Origin of the sequence: Taylorella asinigenitalis ATCC 700933 (assembly GCF_000687755.1) — a bacterium.
Classification (GTDB): domain Bacteria; phylum Pseudomonadota; class Gammaproteobacteria; order Burkholderiales; family Burkholderiaceae_B; genus Taylorella; species Taylorella asinigenitalis.
This window is the reverse complement of record NZ_JHXN01000005.1, coordinates 67867-91846: the sequence shown is the minus strand read 5'-3', so window position 1 is coordinate 91846 and position 23980 is coordinate 67867. Positions and strand designations below refer to the sequence as shown.

General features: G+C 38.0%; 27 protein-coding genes. 12 read left to right on the top strand and 15 right to left on the bottom strand.

Annotated features, from left to right (window positions below):
* The gene (hemN, locus tag T432_RS0104360) at positions 1-1368 is read left to right on the top strand and encodes an oxygen-independent coproporphyrinogen III oxidase (protein WP_028884327.1); all 1368 of its coding nucleotides are present in this window, start codon (positions 1-3) and stop codon (positions 1366-1368) included.
* 17 nt (positions 1369-1385) lie between these two features.
* Complete coding sequence (locus T432_RS0104355; protein ID WP_028884326.1) at positions 1386-2234, top strand: class I SAM-dependent methyltransferase; 849 nt, start codon at positions 1386-1388, stop codon at positions 2232-2234.
* Here the strand turns inward: T432_RS0104355 and gluQRS are convergent.
* The 6 genes from gluQRS to argS all read right to left on the bottom strand — a co-directional run bounded on the left by gluQRS (position 2206) and on the right by argS (position 7615).
* Positions 2206-3093, bottom strand: coding sequence for a tRNA glutamyl-Q(34) synthetase GluQRS (gene gluQRS, locus T432_RS0104350; protein ID WP_028884325.1), 888 nt, complete (start codon positions 3091-3093; stop codon positions 2206-2208). The two genes, T432_RS0104355 and gluQRS, sit on opposite strands and share 29 nt — an antisense overlap.
* Positions 3074-3571, bottom strand: coding sequence for a Smg family protein (locus T432_RS0104345; RefSeq protein ID WP_248646276.1), 498 nt, complete (start codon positions 3569-3571; stop codon positions 3074-3076). Before T432_RS0104345 ends, gluQRS begins: the two co-directional genes overlap by 20 nt.
* Positions 3572-3581: 10 nt before the next feature.
* Entirely contained in the window at positions 3582-4370 is a 789-nt protein-coding gene (locus T432_RS0104340; RefSeq protein ID WP_028884323.1) for an RsiV family protein, read from the bottom strand.
* Between the two features lie 46 nt (positions 4371-4416).
* Positions 4417-5028 (bottom strand): thiol:disulfide interchange protein DsbA/DsbL, encoded by a 612-nt coding sequence (locus T432_RS0104335; RefSeq protein ID WP_015551772.1) that lies wholly within the window; start codon positions 5026-5028, stop codon positions 4417-4419.
* 108 nt (positions 5029-5136) lie between these two features.
* On the bottom strand, positions 5137-5931 hold the full coding sequence (locus T432_RS0104330; protein ID WP_028884322.1) for an SPOR domain-containing protein: 795 nt from the start codon (positions 5929-5931) through the stop codon (positions 5137-5139).
* A 1-nt stretch (position 5932) separates the two neighbouring features.
* A complete protein-coding gene (gene argS, locus T432_RS0104325; protein ID WP_028884321.1) occupies positions 5933-7615 on the bottom strand; it encodes an arginine--tRNA ligase in 1683 nt (560 codons plus the stop codon).
* A 129-nt stretch (positions 7616-7744) separates the two neighbouring features.
* Between argS and T432_RS0104320 the strand changes: the two genes are divergently transcribed.
* Positions 7745-8107, top strand: coding sequence for a DUF1840 domain-containing protein (locus tag T432_RS0104320; protein ID WP_014110713.1), 363 nt, complete (start codon positions 7745-7747; stop codon positions 8105-8107).
* Between the two features lie 46 nt (positions 8108-8153).
* Here T432_RS0104320 and leuA read toward each other — a convergent pair whose 3' ends face one another.
* Entirely contained in the window at positions 8154-9827 is a 1674-nt protein-coding gene (gene leuA / locus T432_RS0104315) for a 2-isopropylmalate synthase (protein WP_014110714.1), read from the bottom strand.
* Between the two features lie 3 nt (positions 9828-9830).
* Complete coding sequence (locus T432_RS0104310) at positions 9831-11129, bottom strand: hypothetical protein (RefSeq protein ID WP_028884320.1); 1299 nt, start codon at positions 11127-11129, stop codon at positions 9831-9833.
* Between the two features lie 93 nt (positions 11130-11222).
* Between T432_RS0104310 and T432_RS0104305 the strand changes: the two genes are divergently transcribed.
* The 3 genes from T432_RS0104305 (at position 11223) to bfr (ending at position 12797) form a co-directional block, all read left to right on the top strand.
* Positions 11223-11894: a tetratricopeptide repeat protein gene (locus tag T432_RS0104305; RefSeq protein ID WP_028884319.1), complete on the top strand. Its 672-nt coding sequence runs from the start codon at positions 11223-11225 to the stop codon at positions 11892-11894.
* Positions 11895-11973: 79 nt separating this feature from the next.
* Positions 11974-12165 (top strand): (2Fe-2S)-binding protein, encoded by a 192-nt coding sequence (locus T432_RS0104300; protein WP_015551778.1) that lies wholly within the window; start codon positions 11974-11976, stop codon positions 12163-12165.
* 155 nt (positions 12166-12320) lie between these two features.
* Entirely contained in the window at positions 12321-12797 is a 477-nt protein-coding gene (gene bfr, locus T432_RS0104295; protein ID WP_014110718.1) for a bacterioferritin, read from the top strand.
* 3 nt (positions 12798-12800) lie between these two features.
* Here the strand turns inward: bfr and T432_RS0104290 are convergent, their stop codons facing one another.
* Positions 12801-13373: a hypothetical protein gene (locus T432_RS0104290; protein ID WP_028884318.1), complete on the bottom strand. Its 573-nt coding sequence runs from the start codon at positions 13371-13373 to the stop codon at positions 12801-12803.
* 3 nt (positions 13374-13376) lie between these two features.
* The gene (locus T432_RS0104285) at positions 13377-14981 is read right to left on the bottom strand and encodes a peptide chain release factor 3 (RefSeq protein WP_028884317.1); all 1605 of its coding nucleotides are present in this window, start codon (positions 14979-14981) and stop codon (positions 13377-13379) included.
* 74 nt (positions 14982-15055) lie between these two features.
* Between T432_RS0104285 and T432_RS0104280 the strand changes: the two genes are divergently transcribed.
* From T432_RS0104280 to T432_RS0104270, 3 genes are read left to right on the top strand one after another with little or no spacing between them, the layout of a single operon-like run.
* Positions 15056-15718: a LemA family protein gene (locus T432_RS0104280; RefSeq protein WP_014110721.1), complete on the top strand. Its 663-nt coding sequence runs from the start codon at positions 15056-15058 to the stop codon at positions 15716-15718.
* Between the two features lie 9 nt (positions 15719-15727).
* Positions 15728-16660 (top strand): TPM domain-containing protein, encoded by a 933-nt coding sequence (locus T432_RS0104275; RefSeq protein WP_028884316.1) that lies wholly within the window; start codon positions 15728-15730, stop codon positions 16658-16660.
* Positions 16593-17147, top strand: coding sequence for a TPM domain-containing protein (locus T432_RS0104270; protein ID WP_248646275.1), 555 nt, complete (start codon positions 16593-16595; stop codon positions 17145-17147). The genes T432_RS0104275 and T432_RS0104270 overlap by 68 nt, the downstream gene beginning before the upstream one ends.
* Here T432_RS0104270 and T432_RS0104265 read toward each other — a convergent pair.
* The 5 genes from T432_RS0104265 to T432_RS0104245 all read right to left on the bottom strand — a co-directional run bounded on the left by T432_RS0104265 (position 17142) and on the right by T432_RS0104245 (position 21592).
* Entirely contained in the window at positions 17142-18518 is a 1377-nt protein-coding gene (locus tag T432_RS0104265; RefSeq protein ID WP_028884314.1) for a GTPase/DUF3482 domain-containing protein, read from the bottom strand. The genes T432_RS0104270 and T432_RS0104265 overlap by 6 nt on opposite strands.
* A complete protein-coding gene (locus tag T432_RS0104260; protein WP_028884313.1) occupies positions 18515-19903 on the bottom strand; it encodes a DUF2868 domain-containing protein in 1389 nt (462 codons plus the stop codon). Before T432_RS0104260 ends, T432_RS0104265 begins: the two co-directional genes overlap by 4 nt.
* Before the next feature lie 8 nt (positions 19904-19911).
* Entirely contained in the window at positions 19912-20271 is a 360-nt protein-coding gene (locus T432_RS0104255; RefSeq protein ID WP_014110726.1) for a YkvA family protein, read from the bottom strand.
* 60 nt (positions 20272-20331) lie between these two features.
* On the bottom strand, positions 20332-20580 hold the full coding sequence (locus T432_RS0104250) for a GlsB/YeaQ/YmgE family stress response membrane protein (protein ID WP_015551786.1): 249 nt from the start codon (positions 20578-20580) through the stop codon (positions 20332-20334).
* Between the two features lie 97 nt (positions 20581-20677).
* Entirely contained in the window at positions 20678-21592 is a 915-nt protein-coding gene (locus T432_RS0104245) for a LysO family transporter (protein ID WP_015551787.1), read from the bottom strand.
* Between the two features lie 108 nt (positions 21593-21700).
* On the opposite strand from T432_RS0104245, the gene T432_RS0104240 reads away from it, so the two are divergent.
* From T432_RS0104240 to hisM, 3 genes are all read left to right on the top strand, one after another.
* Positions 21701-22483 (top strand): transporter substrate-binding domain-containing protein, encoded by a 783-nt coding sequence (locus T432_RS0104240; protein ID WP_015551788.1) that lies wholly within the window; start codon positions 21701-21703, stop codon positions 22481-22483.
* A 76-nt stretch (positions 22484-22559) separates the two neighbouring features.
* Positions 22560-23246 carry an ABC transporter permease gene (locus T432_RS0104235; RefSeq protein ID WP_014110730.1) on the top strand — a complete coding sequence of 229 codons (687 nt, stop codon included), beginning with the start codon at positions 22560-22562 and terminating at the stop codon, positions 23244-23246.
* A gap of 17 nt (positions 23247-23263) precedes the next feature.
* Positions 23264-23977, top strand: coding sequence for a histidine ABC transporter permease HisM (gene hisM, locus T432_RS0104230; protein WP_028884312.1), 714 nt, complete (start codon positions 23264-23266; stop codon positions 23975-23977).
* Positions 23978-23980: the final 3 nt, after the last annotated feature.

Sequence of the window (23980 nt, the reverse complement as noted above, 5' to 3'; positions counted from 1 at the left end):
ATGCAAAATCTGATACAAAAATATAATATTCCTGGTCCTAGGTATACCAGTTATCCTACTGTACCTTATTGGGACGATAGTACATTTTCACCTGAAGCCTATTTGGAATCTTTAAGTAGAAGTTATAAAGAATCTAATACTAAAGAAGGTATTAGTATCTACATACATCTTCCATTCTGTGAGCAATTATGCACATTCTGTGCCTGTCATAAGCGAATCACTAAAAAACATTCTGTTGAAGAGCCCTATATAGAGGCTGTTTTGAAGGAGTGGAAGCTTTATCTCGATTTATTTAAGGACGTGGTTAATGTAAAAGAGATTCATCTTGGGGGTGGCACTCCTACTTTTTTTAAACCAGAAAATTTGCGTAAATTAATCGAGGGTTTGTTTGCGGATGGGCAGGCTAAAGTCGCACCAAATCACAGTTTTAGCTTTGAAGGTCATCCAAATAACACAACTGAAGATCATCTTAAAACTTTATATGATTTAGGATTTAGAAGAGCTAGTTTTGGTGTGCAAGACTACGATCCTATAGTTCAAAAAGCTATAAATCGTAAGCAGCTTTTCTCTGATGTGGAACATATTACAAATGCGGCTAGGGATATTGGATTTGATAGCATTAGCCATGATTTAGTGTTCGGATTGCCATTCCAGAATTGGGAGCGAATGGAATATACCATTCGCAAAACGATTGAGCTAAAACCAGATAGATTGGCGTTTTATAGTTATGCTCACGTACCTTGGATTAAGGGGGTTGGTCAGCGCGGTTTTGATGAGGGTGATTTGCCTTCAGGAGAGGAAAAACGCAAACTATACGAAAATGGGAAGTTGCTACTACAAGAATTGGGATATGTTGAAGTAGGGATGGACCACTTTTCATTGCCAACAGATGAACTCTATCAATCTATGCTCAATAAAAAAATTCATCGCAATTTTATGGGCTATACATCCTCAAGTACGCAAGTGATGGTTGGTCTAGGAGCGTCATCAATAGGCGATTCTTGGTATGGTTTTGTTCAAAATATCAAAGAAGTTGAAGCGTATTATGAGGGGCTTGCAAAGGGTGGATTCCCTTTCTTGCGTGGGCATATTCTAAGTGATGAGGATCTCATTATTAGAAGACATATTTTGAATATTATGTGTTTGCTTGAAACAAGCTGGGAACAAGAGTCCATGCAATTCCTAGAGCTACCTCAGGTGATAGATAGATTAGAAGAAATGCAGTCTGACGGGCTATTAGAAATATATCCTAATGGTCTTAAAGTTACTGATGCTGGAAGAACTTATGTGAGAAATATCTGTATGGCTTTTGATTTACGCATGTTACGCAATCAGCCTGAGACACGCATATTTTCTATGACAGTTTAGGGACTGAGGCTTTTAGCATGGCTAAGGATATTCGCGAACAACTCACTGAGATAAAACCAGAGCAAAGTATAGAGCTTTTAAAAGAGTTGCATATTCTCACTCGCGACGGAAAAATAAATCAAGATAGTCGCAGAAAGCTTAAGCAAGTCTATCATTTGTATCAATTTATATTGCCACTAATGGAAGATGTGGTGCAGCAGAATGAAGGTAAACTGGTATTGGTGGATCATGGGGCAGGCAAGTCATATTTAGGATTTATTCTTTATGATTTGTTTATTAAGTCTATATCAGATGCTTTGGTTATTGGCATTGAATCACGCCCTGAACTTGTTCAAAAATCTCGCGAGTTGTCGGATAAATTGGGTTTTTCCAATGGCATGAAATTCTTCAATATGCTTGTAGAAGAAGCTCTCACTAGTCCTAAAATTCCTGATAGAGTGGATATTGTGACGGCCCTGCATGCCTGTGATACTGCGACAGATGATGCATTGAAATTTGGTCTTACTAAAAAGGCGAAATACATTGTTTTGATTCCATGTTGTCAGGCGGAAGTCGCATCAGTATTACGACGCGATAAAGGTTCAGTCTTAGGAAAAACATCATTTTCAGAACTTTGGCGTCACCCTATACATACGAGAGAATTTGGTTCACATCTCACAAATGTGTTGCGTTGTTTGCAGCTTGAAGCCATGGGTTATCAAGTTACAGTGACGGAATTAGTGGGCTGGGAGCATTCGATGAAAAATGAACTTATTATCGCTAAAAATATTGGGCAATGTCGCAAAAGTTCTCGTGCACGTCAGATTGAAATTCTCGAGTCCTATCATTTAGGGGCACTTAAAGAGCGTTTTGCTTACGATATTTAGTCGCCCAAAGATCACAAGCCTTAGACCAAAAATCTTCCAAACTCATATCACTAATTTCTGTAGAATTGAATCGCTCAAAGCCTAAGATACCGAGGCAATAATTTAGATTCACAATCGGATTTGAGTGAGCGATTTCAATAGCGCTTGCATGATTTTGTTTGGATAATTTGCGGCCGTGCTCGTCGAGGATAAGAGGCACGTGCATGTACGAAGGCATTGCCACATTAAGATAATCCATAAGGGCCATCTGCCTGCAAGTCGAATCGAGCAAATCCCTCCCGCGCACGATATCCGTGACACCTTGATCCATATCATCGACCACAACGACCATCTGGTAAGCAAACAGGCCATCCGCTCTTTTAACGATAATATCGCCCACTTCGAGAAATGGGTTCTGCTGCACGTGGCCAGCCATGCGGTCCTTGAATGAATAGAGTTTGTCGGACATTATTAGACGCCATGATCTCGGTGGCAATGACGTCCCCTCCCTACACTTTCCATCATATCGCCTATCAGCGGTTTCTCTCCGTGTGCAAGAGCAGCCATACACTAAATCACGGGCACGTAAATTCTCGAAAATCTCCTCGTATCGAGCGATGCGATTTGATTGATACACGACTGACCCATCCCAATGCATTCCATAAAACTCAAGCTGTTGCATAATTTGCGAATCGGCCCCTGACACAACTCTTGGCGTATCTATGTCCTCTATTCGCAAAAGCCACTGTCCATTATGAACGCGTGCGTCTAAATAGCTTGCAAGAGCAGCAAGTAAAGAGCCCAAGTGAAGCGGTCCACTTGGGCTGGGAGCGAAACGGCCAATATATCGGCCTGAATACTTAGTTGTATTGGATAACACTGTCAGCTGCTAGAAGCTCGTGAATTATCTGCTTATCGACTGGAAAATTTTGATTCCACATAACAAGCAAAGTTAAAACTTTCATATTTGAAATGGTGAGGAAATCAGGATTAATGGCCATGCAATAATTAATCACTACTTCTCTTAAATAAGGTGGCAATGTTCCCTGATAATCCATCGATTGTAAGTAGTGAACGCCTGCAACACCGATATGTCTAAACTCTCTATCAGTGAAAATACGTAAGCTTTGTGGATGATCGAAATCGGTGGCTTGCTCGCAGGTTTCTGTCAGAAGCATAAGCCAATCCATAGCATCATCTATCTCTTCCTCGCAAAAGCCTGCGTCTGAGAGTCGCTTATAAAGGATATCTACCGTAGGGCAGTTATCTGGCGTCTGATAATTCTCCATGAAGTGCAATAAAACATTGAACATACCAACCTCCAAAGCTTGCTCAGATAAATCTATTTTACAGTTCAATTTAAAAACTTCAAGATTTATTTGGCAAATATTCAGGCTTCAAATATTCTTTAATTTCATCATATGACAAAAAAACCCTCTGTGGTCCAAAAACATATGGCAATAATTCATATGGGTTGTAAGAAAAAATTATGCCATCATTATTGAATTCAAAATTTTCTGACAAAAAGAACTCGGTATTTCTTGCTATATCAGGGTCTATTTTGTTATTAGAACTATTTTTTAAAAAGTTCTTTCTGGCAATGGATTTCACAGTCTCAACTGCTTCAGGTTTAATAATGTCTTTTATAGATAGAATTTTTTTCTTTTCAGTATCGTAATTAAATAATTTCTGATTAGAATTGCCGTGAGCCGCTCCAAGAATGTAGGAATCATTAACGGTTGAGTACATCATTACGTCTTTATGCTTACCTAAAAATGATGTGTTTATGGAAACGTAACTATTTCCATTGAAATCTTTAAATTTTTCATCCTCTTTTTTCAAAAAATCATAAACTGTCTTAACTAAAGCATCAACATTATCTGAATTATATTTGTATTGAATATCTTCCTTATCATCAAAATTGAAGGAATCAACGAGATCTACTATGTAATCGTTAATCGCCAGATTAACCACTGGATAGTCAGTATCAATGATATATATTTTTAATAATGGGCATTTAGGTGCACAAGCATCCGATTCAGCTAATTCGTAAGGAGAAGTTAAAAGGGTAGAGACAAACTTAAACCCTTCTGCATGAATAAAACTTGATGTTAAAGTGATAGAGCTTGAAAGCAGAAGTTTTGAAAATGTTTTCACGGAAGTCCCTTAGAACGATTTATTTAAATCAATTCTAAGGGATAAATTAATTCATTTTGATTAAATCTTTCACTAACTTGATTGTGTCTTGGTATGAACCTGTCATACTAGGAGAAGTCAAGTATTTACCTGCAACGACAAATGTAGGAGACGCATCAATATTGTAGGTTTTTTGTTTCTCAGTGGCTTGTTTAGTTTTCATAGAAACCCCAAAAGAATCAAAAGCTTTTAGAAATTCGTCCTTATTAACGCCTTTAGATTCAGCCCAAGATGCCATTTCTTCTTTAGTAAAAAGTTTCAAGCGATCTTTATGTAGAGCTGTATAAAACTCAGAATGTAAGTCTAATTTCCCTAGTGCTTCAAAAGTAAAGTAAAGCTTTTGGAAAGGTACCATAGCTTCATTAAAAGCAATAGGAACTAATACAAGCTTCACATTCTCTGGAAGTTCCTTTTTCAAATTTTCGACCATAGGGTTTATAGCTGCACAATGGCTGCAGGTATAAGAAAAGAATTCCAAAACTTCAGTTTTATTTGGAGTTTCTGATGGAATTGGTTTATCGAAAGTTTGATACTGTGCACTACTTTGAGCAAAAACTGTAGCTGAAAACAGTAATGCTAAAAGGGCGAAAAAATTAGATATATATTTTTTAATTTGCATAAAAATCTCGTTAACTTTTAACTATTCAATTTTAGGTGCTAAGAATTGAAAAAAAGCCCACTTGTATGGAATTGTAATTGATATAAGGACTTCAAATAGTTACTAAAATTATGGAAGTTGAGAAATACGTTTTCTCGCAGTGTCGTAATCCAATTTAGATGTGTAAGGGCCTACTCTAACTTTATAAAATTTAATACCTCGTTCTTTGATTGAAATAACCTTAGCTCCTTTCAGTCCCCGCATAAGAAGTTGAGCTCTATATCTATCTGCATCAGGCTTATCTAAAAATCTTCCCGTCACAATAAATTTTTTGAATGCAGGCTCAGCTGGTTCAGCTGGCTCAGTTTTTGCTTTGGGTTTAGAATCTTGTTCATCAGAAACTCGAACTTTACTAGAATCTTTTTCGGTTTGTGAAGTTTCATCCGCCGCAACTACAGTCTCAGCCGTTTTACTCGCTTCTTTGTTTACTGGCGCAGCTGGTTTTGTGGATACAGCTTGTGTTGTCGAGGCATCTTGCGACTTAGACTCAGGAGCAGTGCTTGCCTCTTTTTCTTGTGGCAATGCCCCCTCGCTCTGCCCCTTATTTAATGCCAACATAGCCCCTAGGGCATCACTCGATTCCTCTTTTTTTGTAGGTTCGCTTTGCTTAGGTATTGTATTTTCTTGGCTGGCCTGAGTTGGCTTGGTGACAGTTGGCTTGGTAGTGGAGGCTTGAGTAGATTTAGTGGTTTCGCTTTGGACAGTGGCAGTCTTCTGGCCGTCCGTTTTTATAGACTTAGAATTAAAAAAATATGTGGCAATGGCTGCGAATACCAGCCCCAAAGCCAATCCAAAAATCATCCACGCAAATCCAGAAGAGGAGTTGCGGGAATTTTTAACTCTTTTAGTCTTTGTCCTAGCCATTTTACATATCAGTGGGAGCGGATACTCCCAATAAATCTAGACCATTTGATAATACTTGCTTTGTAGCATCAGCAAGAGCTAGTCTAGCTAATTTTAGTGATATATCATCCACGAAAACTTTTTCGGCACTATACCAAGAGTGAAAATCTCTTGCTAAATCGGTAAGCCAAAATGCAACTAAGTGTGGAGAAAGCTCTTTTATTGCGAGTTGAATTAAATCAGGAAGTTCAGATAGTCTTTTGAGAAGATTAAGTTCAGTCGAAGCAGTTAATAAACTTATATCCGCTTGATCAACTTGTTGAGCTAATTCACCACTATCCCTCAAAAGCTTACAAATTCTAGCATGAGCATATTGAATATAGAAAACAGGATTTTCTTCTTTTTTGCTTAGAGCTAAATCAATATCGAATGTAAATTCAGTATCTGCCTTTCTTTGAATGAGGAAAAATCGAGTGGCATCTTGTCCAACCCAATCTATCAAATCACGCATAGTCACATAAGATCCAGCACGTTTTGAAATTTTAACTTCCTCACCATTTCGCATAACGCGAACCATTTTGTGTAGGATATAGTTTGGATAATCTTTTGGAATCCCTAAGTTTAGACCTTGCAAACCTGCTCGAACACGTGCCACAGTGCCATGATGATCGCTTCCTTGAATATCGATTGCTTTTTGAAATCCCCTATCCCATTTTGTTTTATGGTAAGCAACATCTGGTAAAAAATAAGTATAGGACCCATCTGATTTACGCATTACGCGATCTTTATCGTCCCCAGTATCCAATTCCGTAGTGCGTAACCATAAAGCACCATCTTTCTCGAAAGTATGGCCGTTCTTAGCTAGTATGTTTACTACTTCATCTACTTTACCGTCTGTATATAGTGAACTTTCAAGATAGTACTTATCGAATTTAAGATTAAAAGCAAGCAAATCTAAATCCTGTTCACGCCTTAAATAAGCTACAGCAAATTTTCTAATATCCTCAATATTTTCAATATCTCCCGAAGCCGTAACTTCAATATCATCTGCCTTTACGGTTTTTTTATTTAAATAATCTGTTGCAATGTCCTTGATATACTCACCCCTATATCCATCAGCTGGAAACTCAGGATCATCTGGTGATATACCTTCTAGCCTAGCTTGTACACTGAAAGCTAAATTATTAATTTGGTTACCTGCATCGTTGTAATAGAACTCTCTGTGAACGTTATAACCAGCAGCTTCAAGCAGTCTACAAATACAATCCCCAAGAGCCGCCTGTCTAGCGTGACCTACGTGCAAAGGTCCCGTTGGATTTGCAGATACGAATTCAACCATAACCTTTTTATTGTTCTTTGGAAAATCTCCAAAAGTCTCTCTTTGAGTTTGTATATGGTGAATTATGTCCTGATGAACAGAGATATTAAATTTAAAATTTATAAATCCAGGACCTGCAATCTCAACACTATCCAATAGATTAGTAGTTGATGGATTTGAGCGAATCGTATCAACAATATCTTGTGCAACCTCTCTAGGATTTCTTTTTAAAGGTTTTGCTAATTGCATGGCAATGTTTGTAGATAGGTCGCCATGTTCTGGATTTTTTGGTCTCTCTAAATGAACTTTAGTGTCTGTTAGATCAAATAAATGTTTTATTGCTTGAGAAATAATCTCATTAAGATCATTTTGATGAGAAGGGAGCATGAATGAAATATTCGAAGTCTGTAAATCATTGAAATTTTATCATATAGCCGACTCCATAATAAATCTGCAATTTTCATAATTTAGTGCGAAATTCTAGAATAGAATAAAGCAATTCTATAGGAGATAATTATGTTGGTTACCTTTTCTTCAAAATCTAGCGGCGATGTTGTTATGCTTGAAAAACATGCTTTGCAAGTATTAAATGCAATTGGGCGTAATTACCCAGCATTGCCACCAGAGGGTGTAATAACTCACGAGCAATTAGATGAGAGTATTAAAAATCTTGAAGCGGCTGTAGCATCAATTTCAGATAATCCAGAGGAAGAACTCGTTAAAAATGAGGAAGAGGATGCGGAACAGGCTGAAAAGAAACCTATAGATGAATTTGTAGGACTTGGTCAGAGGGCATTCCCGCTTCTTGATATGATGCGTAAGGCTTCAAAAGGAAACGCAGATGACCAAGTAGTTTGGAGATCAGCTAATTCTTGGTAGTTAATACAAAAAGGCTCCCATTAATAGGGAGCTTTTTATTTCTTTGTTAGAGCTTAGAATTAAGGTGACGGTTTATTGCACTTAAAACAGCTTTAAAAGATGCGGTCACTATATCTTTATTAATACCTACTCCAAATCCAGTCTGAGAATCACCAAGACGCAATTCTACATAGCAGACTGCATTAGTTGATTCACCAGAGCCCATCGCATGCTCGTGATAGTCCATAAATTGCAATGGTAAATTTAGGGCATCGATAAAGGCTGATAGTGCACCATTTCCCTCGCCATTGATTTTGCTTACTTGACCATCTTTAATTAATTCAGCCTCGATTTTAAAGCGTTGATTTCCAGAGTTATCAGAGAATGTTGAAATCTGATGGTGACCAAGAGTGTATGGATGTGTTTGATCAAGATACTCTTTATTAAAAATATCGAAAACAGCGTTGCCGTTTACTTCTTTGCCTGTTTCATCAGTAACTTTCTGAATCGCACGACTAAATTCAATTTGAAGTCTTCTCGGTAGATTAAACCCATGTTCGTTTTCAAGAAGATATGAAACGCCGCCTTTTCCTGACTGACTATTAACGCGAATAACCGCATCATAGCTGCGACCTAAATCCGCAGGATCAATTGGAAGATAAGGAACCTCCCACGGTTCATCTGGTTTTTGTTTGGCAAACCCTTTTTTGATTGCATCCTGATGCGACCCTGAGAATGCGGTGAACACTAAATCTCCAACATAAGGATGACGTGGATGCACTGGCAATTGATTGCAATACTCAACTGTATTTCTGACAGAATCGATATCAGAAAAATCTAGTCCAGGATGTATCCCTTGGGTATAGAGATTAAGTGCAAGTGTAACTAAATCAACGTTACCTGTACGTTCGCCACTTCCGAAAATACAACCTTCAACCCTATCAGCTCCAGCCATCACTGCAAGCTCAGCAGCAGCAACTGCAGTCCCACGGTCATTATGAGGATGAACTGAAACAATACAATTTTCACGATTTTTAACGTGAGTGCAGAAATATTCTATTTGGTCTGCATATATATTTGGAGTTGTCGATTCAATAGTTGCTGGGAGATTGAAAATTATCTTCTTCTCTGGCGATGCTCCCCACTCTTGTGCTACTAAATCACAAACTTCAACTGCAAATTCTGGCTCAGTAGTGCTAAAAACTTCAGGTGAATATTCAAGATACCACTTAGTCTCAGGATATTTAGCTATCGCCTCTTTAACCCAATTCACACCCTTGCAAGCCAATTCCTTAACTTGAGGTTTGTCCATATTAAAGACAATTTTTCGAAACGACGGGGCGGTCGCATTATAAAAATGAAGAATCGCCTGTTTGGCTCCAGCACAAGCTTCAACAGTTCTATCGATAAGATCCTGTCTGGCTTGCGTAAGCACGATAATACGTACATCATCTGGAATAAGATTTTCCGTAATCAGTTGACGCACAAAATCAAAGTCCGTTTGCGAAGCCGATGGAAAACCAACCTCAATCTCTTTTAATCCAATTTGAACTAAATGTTTAAAAAATCTCAGCTTCCTTTCAGCATTCATTGGCTCAATAAGAGATTGATTGCCGTCTCGCAGGTCCGTACTCATCCAAATAGGAGGCTTAGTAATAGACTTGCTCGGCCATGTGCGAGCGGAAAAATCATGATCAAATGGTTTGAAAGGTATATATTTTTTTGCTGGATTTTCTATCATAAGTTAATTATTTTTTTGTGGATTATTTATAAAGTTTACTTTAGGAATATTAGTTTGCGGAGTGGCAATAGGCACGTCCTCATTATTTTGTATTTGGCTATGACCTAAAGTCGGCTCTACACGTGATTGTACAGCTTGATTAAATTGAGCAGCAGTTTGAGGGTGAGCAGCCACAAAACCTTCTGAAACAGAAGGTATTTGAGTAGATGCTTGTTGTGGCTTAGCTTGAGCCTGAGCTGCAGTTCTAGAAATTTGAGCTTCCTGGCTCATTTGTCCCTGCGGTGTTGTTTGCTGTTGATATTGTGGTACGGCTTGGGCTTGTTGATTTTGATGCATCATTTGTGCTTGATGAGCCTGTTGCATCATTTGACCAGGAGTACTAATTTGTTGTCCTTGAGCTTGTGCAGGAGCCTTAGGCTGAGTTTGTGTAGGTGCTAGAGGTTTCACAGTTGGTTGTACCTGAGGTTGAGCTGATGCCTGAGCCTGAGTTGTTGTGGAAACAGGAGTTTCTACAGGTGCCTGCACTGGTGAATAAGTCTGAGCACTAGCTGGAGTTGGAGTTTGGGCTTGAGTTTGAGTCTGAGCCTGAGCCTGAGCAGCAACTGGAGTATGAGCTGGAGCAGTTTTGATCGCATCATTTGGCTTAGTTTGAGGCACTTGATTTGGTGCAACATCTTCTTGCTTGTTTAAATTCAAGTCAACATTACTAAGCACACGCTCAACTTTTTGTTTCTCTGCCATTAGACGATTTGTCTGAAGTAGATGTTTTTTATCATTATTCAAATGTTCAGGGATTATTCCAAGAAGATTTGCCTCTTTTTCAACTACATTAAGTAATTCAACTCTATCAGCCTTTAATTGTTGCTTGGTTTCTCTAAGGTCTTTAATGGTGATTGGCTCTCTTTGGCTTTCCCAAACCCATGCTAATACTTTACGACCTTCTGGACTTAATTCGTGAATTAAATTATCAACGGCTTCGTAGTGAGGAATAATATCTCCAGCCCTACGAATGCTCCCGTTAATCCATGAAATAAGAGAGAGCAAAATAATTAAAGATATCAAGGCAATTAGGCCAATCCAGATATATTGACCATTTTGTTCAAGAAAAGTCACAACCTGATCGCTATATTGTGCTAGAGGTTTATAGTCAATAGTTTGAGAATACTTATAAAGTTCATAGGCACCCCAAGCCCAAAGACCTAGGATTAGAATAAATACAAAGAATCTAAGAAAATTTCTTCCTCTAGAAAGTTTACTTATTGTTCTGTTAATAACTGAAATATCATGTTTGTTTTTAGACATTTTGAGCCTCGGATGTATGCAGTGTTACCGTATTTTACTAAATATTTCATATATTAAAATTACAATAATAGAACCACATCTTGATGTAAAACTATGAAATTTAATAAATATTTATTGGCTGTAAGCGTATGCATTGCCACCCCAGCTATGGCTCAGAGTTCAATGGAAACTATCGAAAGTAACTGTTTAACGGGCGATGCAAAAAGTTGCTTGGTAGCTGGGTATGCAAATCTTAATGGTGTTAAAGCTGAAAAAAATGTAACAAAATCCGAAACATTATTTGAGCGTGGATGTACCTTGGGAGAATTAGAGGCTTGCCATGTAATTGCGACAAGATTTAATAAATCTGACTCTTATAAAAGACTTAGTGAATTGTGCAGTAAAGGACACGATGCTAGTTGTGCCTCTAAAGCATACTCAGAGCTAGAAGGACTTTCGACAAAGAAAAATGTGAAGAAAGGTATTCAAACTGCTCAAGCTTCCTGTGATAATTCAGGAAGTCAATCATGTACCATCCTGGCTTCTATATATTTTTTAGGCCTATATAACCAGAAGATTGATAATGATAAGGGCGTCTCTTATCTAGAAAAATCATGTAAATTAAAAATGTACTCTTCCTGCAAGCAAGTAGCTAAGATCTATTCTGAAGGGCGATTGATTAAGCCAAATGCGGAGAAGGTTTTAGAGTCGCTTTCCACTATGTGTTCTCTTGGAGATAAAAAAAGCTGTTCCACTATTGAAACATATAGAGGCAAAACCCAATGAGAATGCGAATAATTATTATTGCTTTTTGTATTTAATTCTTTATAATAGACACAGATTAAATTTTTTAACTTTAAAAAAAATGTTTGTCTGTATCTGTAATGGTATTCGTGACGTTGACGTTAAGGAAGCTGTCTCACAAGGAGCCTCAACTCTAGAGGACTTACAAGCAACACTTGGTGTTGCTACTTGTTGCGGATGTTGTGCGTCTTGTGCAGAATCTTATATTCAAAAAGACGAAGAGACTCTTATCGTTGAGCCAGCCTTAGTTTAATTTATTGTTTTTTTCAAAAGCCCCTCGAAGGTCGCCCCTCTATGGGGCGATTGTTAATGATAATAATTGAGATTTATCAAATAACCCAAAAAATTGTTATTTTTTTAAAACACCCCTAGAATTAATCTCATACTAATAAAATTCAAAGGTGTTATATGAAAGCTCCAACCGATTCTAATAAATATTTAAACTCAGTCTTAAAGCTTCAATTAACCTCAATTAACCAATATTTTCTCCATGCCCGTATGCTTAAGAATTGGGGATATGAGCATTTAGGGCATAAAGATTATCACCAATCCATCGATCATATGAAGATGGCCGATTCTGTTATTGAAAGAATCTTTTTGCTTGAAGGTTTACCTAATCTTCAAGATTTAGGAAAACTTCGCATCGGTGAATCTATACCTGAAATCATTCAGTGCAATCTTGATATTGAGTATGATTTAAGGAATTCTTTGGTAGCTGCGATTGCCCATTTAGAGTCCGTTGAGGATTTTGTATCTAGATCCCTTCTTGTAGATATACTAGAAGAAAATGAAGAGCAAATCGACTGGCTTGAAACTCAAAGAGATTTGATTACTGATATAGGCTTAGAAAATTATCTTCAATCTTCAATGGAAGAGACGGAATAGATTTTATCTTTCGCAGTCTCGTACTTTGCCCCATGCGTTATTCGCTGAACAGTAATTGTTTCTTACGCGCCTAACGCATTCACCCCTTTCGCCAAATCCTTTTTTTCTACATTCTGCTAGTTCCGCATGGAAACTAGCCTCCCAATTATTGCTATTACTAGGAGCAACAGGTACTGATACAGGATTATGAATAGGTGCGGGAAAATTTCCCTTAGCGTTACTTGGTGATTGATTAGCATAGATACTGTTTGGTGAATTTGGATCAATTAATGGTGCTAGAGGATCATTTTTTAGCTGGCTAAGCATTTGAGCCTCAGTTGATTTTTTAATTTTCCAATTAATCGAATAATTCTTTTCTGGGATCCCAATTAATCCATTCATAAGGGGTTGTGGCGGCTCTTTCATCACAGGTATACCATCAGGACCTAATACTGGTGATGGATCTTCTTCAGAAAGATTTTTTAAATTTGCTTGTGTTGGGGCATGGGCTATTAACCACTCTCCAGCTTGCAAACCAGCCAAAGTGGCTGCACCCGCCAATAGTAGCAAAGTAAAAAATAGTAAACGCCAAGACATTAATTAATTTCCTTTGTGATAAACATTTGCCCCTTGCTCTCTCATTGTATGAAATTTTATGGCTGGATGTAATTCTTCCTGAACCCTAAGCTGTGCCAGTGAACTGAATAAAAATGCGGGTCCTTCTACAACGTCATATGCAATATGTTGTGCATTGCTGCGCATAAATTTCTGTAATGCATTTTCGTCATCAGAGGTAAACCATCGTGCCATTGTATAACGAGAAGGCATAAGTTGTGCATCAACTCCATATTCGGTTTTGAGTCTATGCAAAACAACTTCAAATTGCAACTGACCTACTGCCCCTAAGAGTAGGGCACCAGCCTCTGGACGAAATACTTGGATAGCACCTTCTTCACCTAGTTGAGTTAATCCTACACGAAGCTGTTTTGATTTAAGTGGATCTTTTACCTCTACAGCTTGAAACAGTTCAGGGGCAAAAAATGGGAGACCTGTAAATTGTAGAGATTCACCCTCTGTTAAAACATCCCCTAAATGTAATATTCCGTGGTTCGGTATGCCTATCACATCCCCAGCATAAGCTTCATCTAGTAATTCTCTTCTTTGAGATAGAAATGAAACTACATTATTTGGTCTGATTTCTTTATTAGAACGAACATTTTTAAGACGCATGCCTCTTTCAAATCGACCAGAACAAACGCGAACAAATGCCACTCTATCTCTATGAGCAGGATCCATATTTGCCTGTACTTTAAATACTACGCCTGTAAATTTAGGTTCTTCGGGTTCTACAGTTCTCTGTAATGTTTCCCTAGAGCCAGGCTTTGGAGCCCATTTAACTAAAGTATCTAAAACTTCTTGAACACCAAAATTATTTACAGCAGAGCCAAAAAATATCGGAGTTTGTTTTGCTTCCAAGAATTGCTTGTGGTCAAAAGCAGGAGAGGCTTCCTTAATTAATTCAATTTCTTCTAAAGCTTTCTCGTAGTAACTACCAAATCTTTCTTTTAGAATAGGATTATATAAGTCTTCAATAGTTTCCTCAGACTTATCTACTCTTTCAGTACCCGCTTTAAAAACTCTCATCCTATTGTTTTGAAGATCAAAAACGCCTGAAAAATGTTTTCCCATACCGATAGGCCATGAAAATGGAACCGCATCCATCCCAAGGTGCGACTCAATTTCTGCAAGCAAATCTAGAGGCTCCTTCACTTCTCGGTCAAGTTTGTTGATAAAAGTAATAATGGGAGTGTTTCTAGCTCGACAAACTTGGAGTAGTCTAATTGTTTGCGGCTCTATACCGTTTGCCGCATCAATAACCATTATTGCGGCATCAACAGCAGTTAGTACTCTGTATGTATCTTCAGAGAAATCTTGGTGACCTGGTGTGTCTAATAAATTTATTACACAGCCCTTATATTCCATTTGCATAACTGAAGATGCAACAGAAATACCACGTTGCTTTTCAATTTCCATCCAATCGGATGCAGCATGACGACTAGCTTTGCGAGCCTTAACACTGCCTGCAATTTGAATTGCTCCTGAAAATAAAAGGAGTTTTTCAGTAAGAGTGGTTTTTCCTGCATCAGGGTGGGAAATAATTGCAAAGGTTCTTCTACGTGAAACTTCTTGTGAAATATTTGACATTTTCTTATTAATTCTTCTAAGTATCGGTATTGTATAATGATTTACTTTAATTATGGGTGCTTAGGGGATATGTTATGAACCTATTTAGACGATTTTATAAATACCTAGCAATGGTTTTATTGCCACTAGCATTAACTGGCTGTGGTTATAACGAACTTGTATCCTTAGAGGAGGAAGTAGATAAAACTCTTTCTGATTTAAATGCACAGTTCGAACGTCGCCTAGGCTTAATAGATAACTTAGTTCAATCTAACTTACTACAAACTGAGGAGACTAGAAAACTCTTCACTGATGTTATAGAGGCTAGGGCATCTGCTACTAAACCTAATATCCATTTAGATAAAGATATGACTCAAGAACAAATGGATATGGTTGCTAGAAATCAAAGTGCTTTAGGTGCAACTATTTCTAGACTTTTAGTTAATATAGAACGTTACCCAAATATTAATTTTGATTCAGCGTTTAAGGATTTACGTGTTGCTATCGAAGGTACTGAAAACAGAATACAGGTAGCTAAAGAGAGATATAACGCTATTGCTAAACAATACAATACAAAAATCCGTCAATTCCCTACAATTATCACTGCTAAGATTATTGGTTTTAAACAAAAACCTTACTACAACGTTCCTGATGCTGATCAAATTAGAAGGCCAGGAAAAGTTAGTGATGCAGTCAGGGATATGAGATCTACTGGCGGTTCTAATACTGCACCAGCACCAGCTCCAGCTCAACCGTAGAAGAAATCAATGTTGCGTAGATTATTTTTGATTCTCTTTGTATTCCTAGGTTTTTTCAATCTAGGAGTGCAAGCTCAGCCACAAAATTCAGAGCACCCACCTTTAAAAGTTGATGAGTTTAAAAGGCTTGAAATACCTAAGCTCACAAATTATTTAGTTGATTATGCAGATGTGGTTCCTCAATCCTTAGAGGATTCTATCAATTTGGACCTTAAGAAGTTTCAAGATCAATCGGGATCACAAATCTTCATTCTGACTGTTCCTTCTACAAATCCTGAAGACATAGTTGAATATGGCGTAAGAGTTTTCGAGAATTGGAAGGCAGGCAGAGCTGAGTACGACGATGGGGTTCTATATCTTGTAGCTGTAAATGATAGAAAACACCGTCTTGAGATAGGAAAAGGTTTAGAAGGTAGGATTCCTGATGTAGTAGCTATTAGTATTCTCGATGATGTAGTTAAGCCTTATTTTGTTAAGAGCGACTATGCGGGCGGCATTAATGCAGCAGTAGGGTCTATAAAAAAACTTATATTGCAAGAAGAGCTTCCTAAGCCATCAAATAGTTCGACTACAGAGTCAGTAGATAGACCTCTAGGCTTTTTTGGAATATTTATTCCTTTAATTGTTGGCCTTCTTATAGGGGTAGTTTTCCACCCAACTATTGGCGGCATAGTTTCATATGCTTTGTCACCCGTAGGATTTATTGGTTCCATATTCATTGCGCTATTTGTATTTATGGTTGCTTCTGGATTCAGATCTATGGCAGACCCTTTAACCGCTTTGGGTAGTAAAAATGGCTCTAGGACTTCTCGTGGAAGACGAGGAAGTCATTGGGGTGGCTTTGGCGGAGGTGGCTTCGGTGGAGGTGGCTTCGGTGGAGGCGGCTTTGGTGGAGGCGGCGGCGGTAGTAGCGGCGGCGGAGGTGCAACTAGTGGCTGGTAATAAACTGATTAATTCTCTTGGAATAACGCAATTATCAGGCGTTCTAATTAAGCGCAAATATTTTAATGATCGTGCTGTGGCGGAGCTTGAATCATATATACGAGAGAGCGAAACGAAGCATAAAGCTGAACTGGTTGTGGCTATAGAAACATTGCCACCTTCAGGGCAGACTCTTAGCCAAGAAAGGGCATTAGAAGTGTTTGGAAGATTACGAGTTTGGGATACGCCTCTTAATTCTGGCGTATTGCTCTATATCAATCTCTCCGTTCGAACTATTGAGATTATTGCGGATAGAGGTATTGAAGTATCTAATGCTTCATGGCAGTCAGTATGCTCAGGGATATCTACTCATTTCGCACAAAAGCAATATATGATAGGCTTAAAAAAAGGTATAGAAGAAATTACTGAGCTATTAGCTGAAAAGCATATGGAAGATATAGAAAATACTGAGGAAAATCGCTTATCAAATAAACCGCATTTTTTATAGAATCTCAATAGTTTGTAATTCTTTACTTAATGCTTTTATGACTTCGCGTTTAGCCTCATTGGTTTTCGATCGGCCGCCTATAGAGGACCATTCAGGATGACCCCGAGCCGTAGAGATTTCTTCGGGCATAGCATTAATCCACATTTTTTTATATTCAGTAGGTAGGGCTATCGGTGTCATCGATGCATGCCCTCGCCTATCCAATGCCGCAATCAACAATAATCCCCTAACAGCCATAAGCCGTACTACATTATCATCCACACTGAGTTCCTGATATCCAAGATATTTAGCCTTTAGCCGATTGCCTACCTTAGCCGCTCCTCCAGCAACACTTCCTAAAATGCCGCCAAATAAAGCTGCCGTCCCTAGAGATAGACCAGCAGTAAGCACATCAAGAGCCATTCCAGTCATGGCTCCAGCTGCAAATCCCGACCCAACATGAATCCCAACATCTCTCAAAGCACTCGGTTCAAATAAATCACTGCCCCATCTTTCGCCTTCAATAGGAATCATCTTCCTTGGGTAATCCTCCTCTGTAAAACGATAGTGCTTAAGTACATCTACATTAAATTTGTGTTCCCGCTCACGCACACTATTTTGCACAGTTTCCCAATTTTCTCGAACACTCTCTTCATCCGTTTTGCTTGGGACTTTATATGAAGCAACATCGATAAGCATTTCCGCAAGCAGTGTCAATGCCCCTTTTTTTCGACTTTTTCGCTGCTTATTTATCCTCTCGGCCAACTGCTTTAGCGGTTCATCATAATCAGATAACACGATCGCAAGCTTTTTGTAGAGCATTTCAACACCATCGATTGCGGGTGCAACAGTATCAAATTCAATGCTTAGATGAATATTATTTTCTGATAGTGCCTCTTTCCATTGCTCTAAATAATTGTTTTCACTGTGCATAAAATTTAAGATGGCAATGAGCGGGCGTCCGCACAAACTCATGATATATAGCTCATCTCGGTGCTTGCTCATTATGTGATCTCGTATATCGATTACGTACAATCCTGCAGTGCTTTCAGTTAATTGCTTTAAAACGCGTGCTTCTTGGGCGTATCGTCTCGTGCTTTCGGGGGACTTTAAAAATTTTCGGATTAATTCCAAGTTTGAAATCCGAGTATCTTCATATGATTGCAGTTGCTCTAAGTAATCGCGTAAGCCCTCAGAATCCTCAAATCCAGGCGTATCAATAAGTGTTATTTCATGACCATTAAGTGGAATTACAGCAGCTTCAAGACCCTTTGATGTCCCAGGCATATCATCTACTTCTCCAAATGACTTATCCTCTAATAAAGTGCGCATAAGAGAGGTTTTGCCTGTATTAGTGTGCCCGACTACGGCAAGTTTTAGCTTAATACTCATAGAGTTTTCCACTTATTCAATTCGCTTTCATGCAAATAAATATTCTTCTCGCTGATTCCAAGTTCGATCAAAATATTTTTCCACACAAGAGCCCTATCGCTAATTTCAGTGCCATCAAAAGAATTTAGTAAAAATACAGAAATCTCTTCCGAATATTGAGAGAAATTCTTAATTTGATATTGAATACCTCTATCTGGGGTTTGCTTTCCATCTAGCACAATAAGCAGTTTCTCAAGCGGGTGTTCGCTAATAGAATCAAGAAATTTTTGCTTCTTAGTGCGCCCATCCAATATACCTGCATCACTTATGCCATCTCTTGGTGCAAATGGCGGCCACACCTCCCTAGGGGCTAAATCAATGCCAACAATAGCATATCTTCCTAGATTATGTTTAATTTTGTTTGTCGATACCCTTATGTTTTCTAATTCATAATTTCGATTGTGTTCATCTTTTGGTTTATATGTGTGAACAGCATTGAATTCAAGCCTTTTTGCTAAGGTGGCAATGCCCCCGCTTTCCATATCAATATGTGCTTTTCTCAATCTTCGTCTTAGCATACAAAAACTAAGTACGAATGCTATAAGCCTAATCAATATGCCCCATATTGTTAACTGGCCAATCAACCACCACGACCATGTCTCATGATCCGCAAATAGATTTGATATCGTATTCGAACTATTCAATATCATATCTCTAGAAGGCATGGCAAAGCCGAGCAATGATGGAATGTATCCCACAAATTCAACAAAATTTGCAAAGCTATCGGAACTCAAAATAGTGGTTTCCCAATTAAATGTATAGCTTCGAGTGGCCAATAGAATGATAATAAATATCGTTGTTATAGTTAGATTAATCAACCAAAACCCATGACTAACAGATGCAAATAGCCATCTTGTAGCTTTGGCTTTATTGATAGTGGTTAAAAATGAGTGAATACTTCTTACATAATTTGGACTTCTAGACACTTTCTCAGAGAGCCAAATCCAAATTCGTCCTAGTAGTGTGACATTAAGCTTTCCGAAAAATAGTGAAAACAGCCAGAATATAAATGAAATAAGATGTAAGCCTAATAAAGTTATAAATAGGCTTAAAACATTTATAGATGACCGAGAGGCACCGAGTGATCCATATGCCAGGCCAACCCCAGAAAATATGGCGATAAGGGCTAGAAGAATTAGCGCAATTTTAGCGAACATGGCCCATTTGTCCATGGATTGCGTAATTTTATCCCTATGAGCTAACTTTGTAGCTCGTTTAATAATTTTTTGATCTATAGAAATTTGCTCATTTCTAAGCGAATTAACTATTTGTTGATCCTCAAACGGACCTAGCTCGTCTTCAGTATTGGATATGGTCTCTACAAGCCATAAATCACGAAATCGCACAGTTAAAGTTAGTCCTTATAGTTAGGAAACCATTTGAACATACTTTCACGAGCTTTCTGTTTAACTTCTGGTGTGATATAGGAGGCAATGGTCACGAGTGCTCCTGCAATTACACTTAAATCATCTGTAAAACCTATGCCAGGCAAAAGATCAGGAATTGCATCAATAGGCAAGAATAAGTACGCAAGGGCACCATAAATAACCCTTTTTGCCCATTTAGGTGTTTTGGGACTGCGAAGTGCGTAAAAGAGAGTTAAACCTTTTTCTAATAAAGGTTTGCCTAAGCGAGAGCCGACTTTTTTAAATGAACTAGTAAGTTCAGCATCACTAGTTTCATAATTATTTTTAGACTTATTTCTTGAGAACATAATTCCTCCAAATAAAAAGGCGTGTCTAGACACGCCTTAAAGAGAGACGTAAGTCTAGAATTAAGATTTTTTAGTAACTAGGCCAACAATGAATAAAATTACAAGAGCACCAATTACAGATCCAATGAAACCAACTGGTTCACCTACAGTGTAGAATCCTAATGCTTGACCAAGATAACCACCAACTACAGAACCAGCAATACCTAGTAAAGTAGTGAAAATGAAACCTAAGCCTTGGTTTCCTGGCATAATTGCTTTAGCAATAAGACCTACAACGAAACCAATAACGATTGTCCATAAAATACCCATAATGAAAACTCCTATATTTTGTTAGATAAGGGGTAATTTGAAGAGTTCAAGTTCTTCAATCAGGTAATTTTAACATTTAGCAATCAAAAGTAAATTTTTAATACAAACTTAGTATTGCAGTAAGTAAGAACGGGGTAATTAGAGTAAATGCTATTCCGATATATAGGCCTTGCAAAGTATAGTTAAGACCACAGGTCTTTCTTATAATTGGCAATGTAGTGTCCATGGCTGTCCCGCCTGCTGTTGCTATAGCTGAATCAGGATATCGATGACCTATAAAGAAAATGAAAAAAATACTTAGTATTTCACGAAACAAATCCGTAAGAAGCATGGTTGCACCGTAAATTTGTCCAATCTGTCCTGCAACCATAGTACCTGACAACGAAAACCATCCAAACCCTGAGGCATATAACAATCCATCTTTCCACGATAGCCCTAATAATAGTGCTGTTAGGAGTCCTCCCATTAGTCCTATGGCTGTTATGGTAATAGGCATCCAAAGAATGCGAGGTTTAAGTTGTCTGATTTTTAGAGGAGAAAAAGTTATATCGATTCCTATTAGGAAAAGCATAATATAAAGAAATACCATGGGCTGAGGCATCCATTGAGCTGGAATATCATTAGCAACTAAAGCTATAGATATAACAAGACCTGCAGCTACAGAAGCTAGAGCAAGTAGCACTTCTAAAATAATATGCGAAAGCTTAATATCTTCCCGATTATCCTTGCTTTGCGATGGCTTTTGTTTATAAATGATAGCCATTACGATGGCAATGCACACCGTTATAGAAAGTGCTAGTAAAAAAGCTGTGATCAGTATGTCTCTAGGGTTTGATAATCTTTCATAAACTAAACCGAATTCCCACCCTATCGTAAAAAGCAAAATCCACACTAATATACCTAGTTTTAAGACAGCTGATTTTGTGTATTTGCTAGGTACAGTGCGCCCTACAAATATTCCTAATGCTATAGCTAAAAATAGAGGGGAAATAGTTTGAATTAGGTTAATCATAAATTGCTTGATTTTAGGTATTTTACCTAATAAAAATAACTAGTAATTGTACTTTTTTTATTAAATAATATTCGAACTAAAGTAAAAGTTTTTTGTAGGAGACTCACTATGCGTTCACTTTTATTAACTGCAGGATTGGTGTTAGGGCTTGCCTCAGTAGCTCAAGCCAAAGACTTTACAGAACTCCGAATTGGTACCGAATCTGGATACGTTCCTTTTGAGTATAAAAACGAAAAGGGTGAGTTAATTGGTTTTGACATCGAAGTCGGAAATGCAATTTGCGAAAAACTGAAAGCAAAATGTACTTGGGTAGAACAACCTTTTGATGCATTAATTCCTGGTTTGCAAGCTCGTAAATTTGATATTATCCACGCTTCAATCACACATAATGAAGCACGCGAAAAAGTTATCGATTTTACAGATGATGTATATGCGATTCCAACTCAGCTTATCGCTAAAAAAGGTTCTGGTATCGTAACTGAGGATGATTTGAAAGGTAAGCGTTTAGGTGCACTTCAAGGATCCGCACAAGAAGCTTATGCTCGCCGTGTTATATCTAAAAAAGACGTTAAGGTCGTATCTTACAAAGAGCAACCTCAAACTTTCATCGACTTAAAAGCTGGACGTATTGATGCAGCTATCGTAGAAAAACCAAACGCTAATAGCGCATTCATTGCCACACCAGAAGGTGCTGATTTCGAATTTGTAGGTCAGCCTCTTGAGCATGAACTTCTAAATAACCGCATTAGTATCGGCTTACGTAAAGGCGATAAAGATCTTAAAGAAGCACTAGATAAAGCTATTGCTGAATTGCGTGCTGAAGGTAAGATCGCTGAAATTGCTAAAAAATATTTCAAAGAAGGCGAGCTTGATCTTCTAGATAAAAAATAAGCTCTTCATTAAAATGAAGTGCCCACTTGTTTTTATAATAAGTGGGTGCTTTTTTTAATTATTCGTAAGTATCGTTATGTTAGAAGGTTATGAAGGGCAAATACTGCAGGGAACAATATCTACTATAGTTTTAGCTCTCTCGTCTTTGGTCGTTGCTTTTATTCTTGGCATGGCTACGGCTGTAGCAAAAGTATTTGGAAACCGTTTTTTTAAATTCTTAGCCACAATTTATACGACCTTAATACGAAGTGTCCCAGACCTAGTATTGATGTTGCTGATTTTCTTTGGCATTCAAATTCTTTTGAATTCTATTACTGACGCTCTAGGGGTAAATCAGATAAATCTTGATCCATTTGTGACTGGTGTGCTTACTATTGGTTTTGTATATGGGGCTTTCTTTGGGGAAACCTTCAGGGGAGCTTTTTTGGCTGTTCCGAAGGGTCAGTATGAGGCCGCTAAAGCTTATGGTTTATCTCAGCATCGAACCATGTGGCATATTATGTTTCCGCAGATGATGCGGTATGCATTGCCAGGGGTAGGAAATAATTGGCTGATTGTTCTTAAGGCCACGGCACTTGTTTCTATTTTGGGTCTTCAAGATCTAGTTTTAGTTACACAGGAAGCTGGACGTGCTACTCAAAAAATGTTCCTATTTATTTTTATAGCTGGTGCTATCTATCTACTTTTGACCACAATATCAAATGTATTTTTGTATTGGCTCGAACGCAGATACTCTGCAGGCATTAAAGAGGTGGATATCTAATGAGCTTTTTTGAAGATATTCTTACGGTAGCAAATGAATATTGGGAACCACTAATTTGGTGGGATGGCACCCAATATTCTGGGCTTGCTATTACACTTTGGACACTGTCTTTATCCATATTCCTGGCATTTATATTGGCATTGCCACTTTCGCTTATGAGGGTTTCCAAAAACCCTTGGATACGTGGGCCTATCTGGGTATTCACATATGTTTTTAGGGGCACTCCACTTTATATTCAACTTCTTCTTATATATAGTGGCTTTATAAGTTTAGAATTTGTTAAAGAAACTCCTGTCTTGCATGACTTTTTCTTTAGTGGTTTTAATTGTGTAATTCTTGCCTTTACACTTAATACTCTTGCATACACGATTGAAATTTTTGCTGGATATATAAAATCCACTCCAAGTGGTGAAATCGAGGCGGGTCGTGCTTATGGAATGACTAAACCACAAATATATAAGCGAATCATATTGCCATCTGCGTTAAGGAGAGCATTGCCAGCTTATAGTAATGAGGTCATACTCATGCTTCACTCTACTACCATTGCCTTTACTGCTACTGTGCCAGATATTTTGAAGGTAGCACGTGATGCGATGAACGATACTTATTTAACAATGGCTTCTTATACAGTCGCAGCATTAATCTATATGGTTATATCGTTTGTGATTGTGTGGATTTTTAGATTAATTGAACGTCGTGCATTAGCCTTTTTGGCATACGACAAAGAGTAGGGA